At 64.1% G+C, this 8,601-nt stretch carries 10 protein-coding genes and 1 riboswitch; of the genes, 4 read left to right on the plus strand and 6 right to left on the minus strand.

Going from position 1 to position 8,601, the window contains the following annotated elements:
- Position 1: 1 nt before the first annotated feature.
- The 3 genes from thiS to thiC are packed head-to-tail and all read right to left on the minus strand — an operon-like array spanning position 2 to position 3,151.
- Positions 2–208 (minus strand): sulfur carrier protein ThiS, encoded by a 207-nt coding sequence (gene thiS / locus L2A60_RS10455; RefSeq protein ID WP_235704318.1) that lies wholly within the window; start codon positions 206–208, stop codon positions 2–4.
- On the minus strand, positions 205–1,326 hold the full coding sequence (thiO, locus tag L2A60_RS10460) for a glycine oxidase ThiO (RefSeq protein ID WP_235704319.1): 1,122 nt from the start codon (positions 1,324–1,326) through the stop codon (positions 205–207). Before thiO ends, thiS begins: the two co-directional genes overlap by 4 nt.
- Before the next feature lie 4 nt (positions 1,327–1,330).
- Positions 1,331–3,151, minus strand: coding sequence for a phosphomethylpyrimidine synthase ThiC (thiC, locus tag L2A60_RS10465; protein ID WP_235704320.1), 1,821 nt, complete (start codon positions 3,149–3,151; stop codon positions 1,331–1,333).
- A 52-nt stretch (positions 3,152–3,203) separates the two neighbouring features.
- Positions 3,204–3,312: riboswitch (TPP riboswitch) on the minus strand.
- Positions 3,313–3,401: 89 nt separating this feature from the next.
- Here thiC and L2A60_RS10470 point away from each other — a divergent pair.
- The 4 genes from L2A60_RS10470 (at position 3,402) to tmk (ending at position 6,764) form a co-directional block, all read left to right on the plus strand.
- The gene (locus L2A60_RS10470; protein WP_235704321.1) at positions 3,402–4,064 is read left to right on the plus strand and encodes a DsbA family oxidoreductase; all 663 of its coding nucleotides are present in this window, start codon (positions 3,402–3,404) and stop codon (positions 4,062–4,064) included.
- 54 nt (positions 4,065–4,118) lie between these two features.
- Positions 4,119–5,078: a lytic murein transglycosylase gene (locus L2A60_RS10475; protein ID WP_235704322.1), complete on the plus strand. Its 960-nt coding sequence runs from the start codon at positions 4,119–4,121 to the stop codon at positions 5,076–5,078.
- A complete protein-coding gene (locus tag L2A60_RS10480) occupies positions 5,075–5,980 on the plus strand; it encodes an SPOR domain-containing protein (protein ID WP_235704323.1) in 906 nt (301 codons plus the stop codon). The genes L2A60_RS10475 and L2A60_RS10480 overlap by 4 nt, the downstream gene beginning before the upstream one ends.
- Before the next feature lie 127 nt (positions 5,981–6,107).
- Positions 6,108–6,764: a dTMP kinase gene (gene tmk / locus L2A60_RS10485; RefSeq protein WP_235704335.1), complete on the plus strand. Its 657-nt coding sequence runs from the start codon at positions 6,108–6,110 to the stop codon at positions 6,762–6,764.
- Between the two features lie 182 nt (positions 6,765–6,946).
- Here the strand turns inward: tmk and L2A60_RS10490 are convergent, their stop codons facing one another.
- The 3 genes from L2A60_RS10490 to L2A60_RS10500 all read right to left on the minus strand — a co-directional run.
- On the minus strand, positions 6,947–7,180 hold the full coding sequence (locus L2A60_RS10490; RefSeq protein WP_235704324.1) for an isochorismatase family protein: 234 nt from the start codon (positions 7,178–7,180) through the stop codon (positions 6,947–6,949).
- Complete coding sequence (locus L2A60_RS10495; RefSeq protein ID WP_235704325.1) at positions 7,164–7,964, minus strand: cysteine hydrolase family protein; 801 nt, start codon at positions 7,962–7,964, stop codon at positions 7,164–7,166. The genes L2A60_RS10490 and L2A60_RS10495 overlap by 17 nt, the downstream gene beginning before the upstream one ends.
- A 199-nt stretch (positions 7,965–8,163) precedes the next feature.
- On the minus strand, positions 8,164–8,601 hold a 438-nt coding region (locus tag L2A60_RS10500; protein ID WP_235704326.1), incomplete at its 5' end, for a transposase.

Below are 8,601 nucleotides of genomic sequence, written 5' to 3' on the forward strand. Positions count from 1 at the left end.
TTCAGCCGCCCCCGACCGCCCGGACGATTTCGATCGAATCGCCGGATTTCAGCCGCGTCGTCGCCCAGGCCGATTTCGGCACCACGGCATCGTTCAGCGCGATCGCGAGCCCTTTGGTCTGTTCCAGACCCTTGGCGTCGAGCAGGGCGGCGATGGTCGGCGCGAACGGCTCGAACGCGCCATTGACCCTGATGTCGTCTTCGCTCATGCGGCACTCCTCAGCCTGTCGAAGCGGTCGGCGCCAAAACCGGCGATGCGGGCATCGGCCTGCCCCGACAGAATGGTCGCCGCCATTGCATCGGCGGTCACCGGCGTGAGCAGAATCCCATTGCGGTGATGGCCGGTCGCGAACTGCAGGCCGGGCAGCGCCGACGGCCCGAGGATCGGCGCGTCGTCGCGCGAGCCGGGCCGGAATCCCACCCAGGTTTCGATCACCGGCAATTCCTCGATGCCGGGCAGAGCGCGCCACGCGCCGTCCAGCAATGCATAGAGCCCGCCGGCGGTGATCCGCGTATCGAAGCCGCGCTCCTCGACGGTCGCCCCGACGATCAGTCGGCCATCCGCGCGCGGCACCAGATAGGCGCGCGGCGCCCAGACGACATGACGGAGCAGCGGAGCGGCGGCGTCCATCCGCACCGCCAGCATCTGGCCTTTCACCGGCTGCACCGGCGGGGATGCGATCGGCAGATCGAATGCGCCGGACCACGCGCCGGCGGCGAGCACCACGGTATCGGCCGGATGCATCCCGTCCGGCGTCGCCACGCCGCAAACCCGCCCCTGCGCGGTCTCGATGCGCTCGATCGGCGCATGGTCATGCAGAACGCCGCCCGCGCGCAGAAATGCCTCGACCAGCGCGGCAACCACGCGCCGGTTATCGACCTGGATGTCGCCGGGCGAGAACACCGCCCCGGCGAGGCCGGGCGCCAGATACGGCTCGCGTTCCCGCGCCTCGGCGGGGGTGAGCCATTCGAGCGCAATGCCCTGACTCTTTTGAAAAGCCATGTCGTGGCGCAGTTTCGCGGCATCGTCGCGGTTCAGCGCCACCAGCAGCGTGCCCTCGCGGCGCAACCCGACGCCGATCCCGGACGCCGCTTCGAGTTCGGCGGCGAAATCCGGCCAAAGAGCGAGCGAGGCGCGATTGAGCGCCCCAAGCGCCGCTTCGCCCGGCTCGGTCTCGCACGCGGCGGCGAGCATTCCGGCGGCGGCGTTGCTGGAGCCCTGACCGGCGGTAGCGCGCTCGAAAATCGTCACCGCCGCGCCGCGCTGGGCGAGCCGCCAGCCGATGGCGAGGCCGATCACCCCGCCGCCGATGATGGCGATCGTCATCGCGTTACTCCGCCGGTTCGGCTTCCACATAGAGTTTTCCGCCGGTTTCGCGGAATTCGGCGCTTTTCCGTTCGAGGCCGGCCAGTCGCTCGGCGTCGGCGCGGATGTCCTGGGTGATCTTCATCGAGCAGAATTTCGGTCCGCACATCGAACAGAAATGCGCGACCTTGTGCGCCTCCTTGGGCAGCGTTTCGTCATGGAACGCGCGCGCGGTATCGGGGTCGAGGCCGAGGTTGAACTGATCCTCCCAGCGGAACTCGAACCGCGACCGGCTCACCGCGTCGTCGCGCAGCTTCGCCGAAGGATGGCCCTTGGCGAGATCGGCCGCATGGGCCGCGAGCCGATAGGTGATCACCCCGGTTTTCACGTCGTCGCGGTTCGGCAGGCCAAGATGTTCCTTCGGCGTGACGTAGCAGAGCATCGCGGTGCCGAACCAGCCGATCATCGCCGCCCCGATCGCCGAGGTGATGTGATCGTAGCCGGGCGCGATATCGGTGGTCAGTGGGCCGAGCGTGTAGAACGGCGCCTCGTGGCAGACCTTGAGCTGGCGGTCCATGTTCTCCTTGATCTTGTGCATCGGCACATGGCCGGGCCCTTCGATCATCACCTGGCAGCCCTTGTCCCAGGCCCGCCTGGTCAGCTCGCCGAGCGTATCGAGTTCGGCGAACTGCGCCGCATCGTTGGCATCGGCGATCGAGCCGGGGCGCAAGCCGTCGCCCAGCGAGAAACTCACGTCATATCTGCGCATGATGTCGCAGATTTCGTCGAAACGCTCGTAAAGGAAACTCTCCTTGTGATGCGCCAGACACCAACGCGCCATGATCGAGCCGCCGCGCGACACGATGCCGGTGACGCGCATGGCGGTGAGCGGAATATAGCCGAGCCGCACGCCGGCATGGATGGTGAAATAATCCACGCCCTGCTCGGCCTGCTCGATCAGCGTGTCGCGAAACACTTCCCAGTCGAGCTTGTCGGGATCGCCGCCCACCTTCTCGAGCGCCTGATAGATCGGCACCGTGCCGATCGGCACCGGCGCATTGCGCATGATCCAACTGCGGATGTTGTGGATGTTCCGCCCGGTCGACAGGTCCATCACCGTGTCGCCACCCCAGCGGATCGCCCAGACCAGTTTCTCGACCTCTTCGGCGGCACCGGACGTCACCGCCGAATTGCCGATATTGGCGTTGATCTTGACCAGGAAGTTGCGGCCGATGATCACCGGCTCCAGTTCAGGGTGGTTGATGTTGGCGGGAATGATCGCGCGGCCCGAGGCGATCTCGGCGCGCACGAATTCCGGCGTGATGAATTCGGGAATCGCCGCACCGAAATCCTCGCCGTCGGCGCGGCGCTCGGCGGCACCCTCGGCGGCTTTGGCGCGGCCGAGATTTTCCCGATGGGCGACGAAAATCATCTCCTCGGTGACGATGCCGGCGCGGGCGAATTCATACTGGGTGACCGGCTTGCCCGCGGCACCCGCCAGCACGCGGCGCGGCGCGGGGCAGGGCGGGACCAGCCGATCGGCGGCGGCAAAACCGTTATCCTCGGGTTTTACCGCGCGCGGCGCCACGGACTCGAAGCCGCGGCCCGCGAGCCACGGCGCGCGCAACTGAGGCAATCCGGCATCGAGGTCGAGGCGGAAATTCGGATCGGTGAACGGACCGGACGTATCATAGAGGCAGAACGGCGCCTCGTTGGCCGAAGGATGCAGATCGACCGCGCGGAACGGCACCGCGATATCCGGCCGATCGGGCGGCGCCGAATAGAGCTTGCGCGACCCGGCGATCGGTCCGGTGGTGACGATGGCGGGTTTGGTCTGCACGGTCATTGTCTCGCTCCTCGCTCCTCGCTTCACGGTGGGCGGTGCGGCGTCGAGCGGTGCATCCTGCAAATCCCGTCCCTCCGCCGGTGCGACCCGGATCAGGTTCAAAGGGTTGCCGCATGAACAACGACTCTCAGCGCCTGTCTGGCGCACCCCTCGGAATGCCCTACCGTGGGTCGGTATTCCACATCTGTCAAGAGCCGTCGGATTATGCTTTGCGTCGGTCGCGGCTTCGGTTAGATGAATCCTTGTGAATATGGTCCTGCCCAGGCTGCCGCGGATCACGGTCGAAATCGTTTTCGATTTCGTGTGCCCCTGGTGCTATCTCGGCATCAACCGATTCAGCCGGTTGCGGGCGCGCCGGCGCGATTTGCCGGTGCAGCCGGTTTGGCGGCCATTTCTGCTCAATCCTGATATGCCACGGCTTGGCATGAGCCGCATCGATTACGCGACCCGCAAATTCGGCGGTGAGGACCGAGCCCGGCGTTTTTATGCCGCGATCAGTGATATCGCGGCAGCTGAGGGCTTGCCAGTCGATTTTGCCCGGATCAGGCGCACGCCGAGCACCGTGGATGCGCATCGGCTCGTCCGTTTTGCCGCCCAGTCGGGCCGCGCCGAGGACCTCGTTCTCGCGATTTTTCAGGCCTATTTCTGCACCGGCGCCGATATCGGCGACAGCGATACGCTTGCGGAACTCGCTGCTTCGATCAGGCTTGATCCGGCCGCCGTTCGCCGGTTTCTCGCTTCGGATATCGCGGTCGAACAGGTCCATGCCGATAACCTTCACGCCCACCGGCTCGGCATCAACGGCGTGCCCTGCTTCGTGATCGACGGAGCGAGCGCGATCGCCGGCGCACAGGAGCCGGACGTTCTGGAACGGCTGCTTGAACTCGCGTCCTGCGACGTCACGCCGTTTTAGCGCTTAGGTTTGCGCCATCTTTCGTCCGTTTGCGCCGCGTGGCACAAGAGACGCATGCAACGCCGCCACATCATCGCTTCCCTGCCGCTCGCCGTCACGTTCGCGCGGCCCGCCCATGCCGCCGATTTCAGCGCATTTCTTGCCAGCCTGCACGCACGCGCCCGCGCGGGCGGCGTTCCGCCGGCGATCGTCGATCAAGCCCTTGCCGGGCTTACGCCCAATGCCCGCGTCATTCATCTCGACAGGCATCAGCCGGAATTCACCCTAACCTGGGCGCAATACAGCGCGCGCGTTGTCACCGCCACACGGGTCAAGCACGGCCATGGCAAGGCGGCGGCGATGCGTCCAGTGCTCGAAGCGGTCCGCCGGCGTTTCGGCGTCTCCGCGCAGCCGATCATGGGAATCTGGGGCATCGAGACCGATTTCGGCGCCATTCAGGGTAATTTCCAGGTGATAGATTCGCTCGCGACCCTCGCCTGGTTTCGCAACAGTACCTATTTCGCCAATGAGGCGATCGCCGCGATGAAAATCGCCGCGCGCGGCGATGCGCCTTTGCCGCGCCTGATCGGCTCCTGGGCCGGAGCGATGGGGCAGCCGCAATTCATGCCGAGCGTCTATTTGAGCACGGCGGTGAATTTCTCCGGCCGGGGCACGCCGAACATCTGGACCAGCGCGCCGGATACGCTCGCGTCGATCGCCAATTATCTGCGCAAATCGCGTTGGGTGCCGGGATTGCCGTCGAGCGAGCCGGTGCTGATCCCTTCGGGATTCGATGTCGCACTCGCGGGGCGCAGCCATCGCCTGCCTCTGGCGCGCTGGCAGGCGATGGGCGTGCATCGCCTTACCGACGCCGTGTCCTTGCCGCCGGCCACCGAGGCATCACTGCTTCTGCCCGACGGCCCGACCGGCGCCGCCTATCTCGCTTTTGCGAATTTCGAGGCGATCCGGCGCTATAACCCGTCCGATCTTTATGCCCTTGCCGTGGGCGAACTCGGCAGGTTGATCTTCACGTGACCCACCATCCGCTTCGCGCCGTTCTTTCGCTTGCCGTCACCGCACTGACGCTGGCGGGTTGCGTGTGGCATCATCGGCGGCCGGGCCCCACACCAACCGGCGCACGCTACATGATCGGCAGTCCCTATGCCGCCGATGGCCAATGGCATTACCCGCGCGCTTTCGGAACCTACGACCGGACCGGACTCGCGACCATCATTCCGCCCGGTCATGCCGCCGCCACAGCGAATGGCGAGGCATTCCACCAGACCGGACTGATGGCGCAAAGCCCGGTGCTGCCGCTGCCCTCGCTGGTGCGGGTCACCAACCTGGTCAACGGGCGCAACCTGACTGTCCGGGTAAACGATCGCGGACCGGCGATGCCAGGCCGGATCATCGCGGTGACGCGCACGGTGGCGCGGCGGCTCGATTTCCCGTCCGGCGGCGTGGTGGAGGTGCGTGTGCAATTGCTGGCCGGCCGATCCGCAGCCCTGCAAGCGGCGCTGGGCGCCGGTCCGCATCTGATCGCCGCCCCCGTCGCATCGGTCCAGGCCAGCGCCTTGCCGCCGCCGCCCGACGCCGCTGGATCGGCCGGCCCGTCCGGCATGGGAAGCGCAGCCCCCGCCGCACTCAAACCGGAACCCGCCGGACCTGCCACTCACTTGTCCGGCACCGTGCGGCAGGGAACACCAGACCCCGGCCCGCTCTATGTCGAAATGGGCGGCTTCGGTTCAGGCGGCGATGCACAAGCCCTGCTGTTCCGGCTTTCGGGAATGCCAGGTGAAGTGGTGCCGCAACCCCGCGAAGGCCGCAGATTCTATGCCGTCCGGCTCGGTCCATATCGCTTGGTCGCGGCCGCCGATGCGGCGCTGCGGCAGGTGCTTCAACGCGGCGTGCCCGATCCTGAAATCGTCGTTCATTGAAGCCCGAGCGCGGCATTTTCATTACCTTCGAGGTCGTTTATATCTCACCGTGCGATGGTCTCAAATCAGAAGGCGTAAAAGGCGAACAGATCATGCATCCTGATTCGAGACAGTGAGCGTGTCTCAGATGGGCTGCCTGAACGGCCTGTTTGTCGTCGCGGAGGGCGGTGAGGGTGCGGGCAAGTCATCTGCCCTGGCCCGGATCGCCCCGCGCCTTGAACGGCTTGGGCATGCTATCGTAATGACACGTGAGCCCGGCGGCACCCCCGAAGGCTCGGCGCTGCGATCTTTGCTTCTTGCTTCCGGCCGACCGACTTGGGAGTCTGCGGCCGAGCATCTCTTGATGGCAGCAGCCCGAGTACAGCACGTAAGACGCATAATCAGACCTGCGTTGGAGCGAGGTGCGGTGGTGATCTGTGATCGCTTCGTTGGATCCACGATCGCATATCAAGGAGCCGGTCGAGGCTTATCGCAGGAGTTCATACTCCAAGTACACGCACAAACGACTGGCGACATTTGGCCCGATCTGACGTTGTTGTTCGACATCGATCCAAAGATCGGTATCGCACGTAGCCGCAAACGTTTGCACGAAACGGAATCGGACGAAGGTCGGTTCGAGGCTGTCGAGTTGGCTTTTCACGAGCGAGTACGAGCGTGCTACTTAGAGCAAGCCGCTGCCAAGCCGGATCAGCACTGCGTGATCGATGCGAGCGGATCGCAGATCGAAGTGGCAGAGCGTGCCTTCAACGCGGTTGTCGGGTTGCTCGATCGGCGCAAAGCTTGACGGGTTGGACGCCCCCGACGGCATCGGAGGGCAGTGACTGCACCCGTTACTCGCGGTCATACGAGAACTGGATGCCTGCGGTGCCAACAACGATGAACAATTCGCTCATTGTGGATTTCCTCTGCGATTGTATGGCGGCCACCATCAGGCGGCCGCCACGCTATTCGCCGATCACGGATCTCTTACTGTTTGAAGTCCTTTTCGGGATTCGAGCCGTCCCAATTCTGGAAAACATCCATGAACCCAGGAACGGTTTTGTTCCGAGCCCAGTCGCGCTGAAGTTCACAATAGAGTTGAGTTTTGCTGATGAGTTGAGCGCCTGCCTGTTCCACACGACGCAGCGCGGCCTCATGCGCCGCTACCGAGGTTCCGCCGACAGCGTCCGCGACAACATACACCTCATAGCCTTCCTTCAAGGCGTCCAGCGCAGGGAAGGCACGCTTCTGTCCAGAGCGCGGTCATGATCAGCTTCTTGCGACCCGTGGCTACAACGGCCTTTTTGAACTCGACATCCTCCCAGCTGTTGATCGAGGTGCGGTCATAGGTCGGATACGCGCTCAGCACGTCCATAACCGGCTTAATCGGAGGTTTGTTTTTTCCCGTCCTGAGATTACCGACCTTCCCCGGATACAAGAGCCCCCGCGCCGCAGCCTCCTCTGCTGCTATGCGGTCCAACGCCTCGTACTTCCGCAGCGCCGGACCCACGCCCGTCACCTCGGCGAGGCGCATGACGTGCACACATTTGCGCTTCTTGCTGACCGGGATGGAGGAGCCGGTCGCGAAGAACGCCCTAAGCGCTGCGGCGTGCTCGTCTACCGTCTTCCGGCCGGCATGTGCCGGCTGTGTGCGCAACCAATTCTCGTACTGGGCCTGCGTCTCATAGGTAATGTCGGACAGCTCCCGAACCGGTCGACCGGTCATCTTCTCGGGGTTGTTCGACATCAGGTACTCGATGAACCTGCAGAGGCCGTAGAACGAAGCACGTGCGGCGGCTGCCGAATGGTCGGCCGTAACATCCATGAACGCGATGAGCAACTCTTCGGCGACGCCTCGAACGGAAGTTTGGCCGAAATCCTCCATTGACAGCGTGACCGGCGAACCGTTGCCCGCCAGAGGTACGAACTCGAAACGCAGATCTCGTCGCGCGGCGGCACGCCGCGCTTTCAGGCCGGCTAAGATCTGAATAGGTGCGTCAGACATCGAGATACATGCCCTGTAGATCGGCCAAGGCCAAGGCCAAGGCCAAGGCCATTAGGTGCCGGTGCTCCGCGATGTGGTCGAGGTAGACCATCGTGGTCTCCATGGAGACGTGGCCCAGCCGTCTGCGCACTTCATCGACAGGGTCGCGGAAGTAGGCGCGGTCGCCGACGCCCAACTTCGAATGAACTAGGGTGTGGTGTCAATTAAGCCAGATAGCGGTGGCGGTGAGGTGGACGCCTGCGAGGAAGTTTCTGGCGGTTTTGTCGTAGCGCGTTGCAATGGCGCGGAATTGCTTGAGTTTGGCAAAGAAGTTCTCGATCAGGTGGCGTGCTTTATAGAGGTCGGGATCATAGTTTCGGGCGACTTTGCGGTTTGCCTTCGGCGGGATCACAACGGCCTTATTTTTCTCTGCGAGCAGGATGATGACCCGTTCATCAGCGTCGAAAGCCTTATCGGCGATCAACAAATCAGCCTTCATCTCGGGCAGAAGGTGATCGGCTCCAACCAGATCATGGTAAGCGCGCATTTTGACGCACATGATCGACATTTGCGTGCGGACGCGGTCATGTTCGGTGTGCTTGGGATTGAGGCTGATCCGCGCGAGTTGGCGGATCAGCCTGTGTTTTCGGCGACGCTG

Origin of the sequence: Acidiphilium iwatense, from assembly GCF_021556475.1 — a bacterium.
Taxonomy (GTDB): domain Bacteria; phylum Pseudomonadota; class Alphaproteobacteria; order Acetobacterales; family Acetobacteraceae; genus Acidiphilium; species Acidiphilium iwatense.

Excerpts from the sequence above, each read along its gene's own strand:
- tmk (WP_235704335.1), top strand. The coding sequence starts at position 6,108 with ATGGGCTGCCTGAACGGCCTGTTTGTCGTCGCGGAGGGCGGTGAGGGT.
- L2A60_RS10475 (WP_235704322.1), top strand. The coding sequence starts at position 4,119 with ATGCAACGCCGCCACATCATCGCTTCCCTGCCGCTCGCCGTCACGTTC.
- thiS (WP_235704318.1), bottom strand. The coding sequence starts at position 208 with ATGAGCGAAGACGACATCAGGGTCAATGGCGCGTTCGAGCCGTTCGCG.
- L2A60_RS10470 (WP_235704321.1), top strand. The coding sequence starts at position 3,402 with ATGGTCCTGCCCAGGCTGCCGCGGATCACGGTCGAAATCGTTTTCGAT.
- L2A60_RS10495 (WP_235704325.1), bottom strand. The coding sequence starts at position 7,964 with ATGTCTGACGCACCTATTCAGATCTTAGCCGGCCTGAAAGCGCGGCGT.
- thiC (WP_235704320.1), bottom strand. The coding sequence starts at position 3,151 with ATGACCGTGCAGACCAAACCCGCCATCGTCACCACCGGACCGATCGCC.
- thiO (WP_235704319.1), bottom strand. The coding sequence starts at position 1,326 with ATGACGATCGCCATCATCGGCGGCGGGGTGATCGGCCTCGCCATCGGC.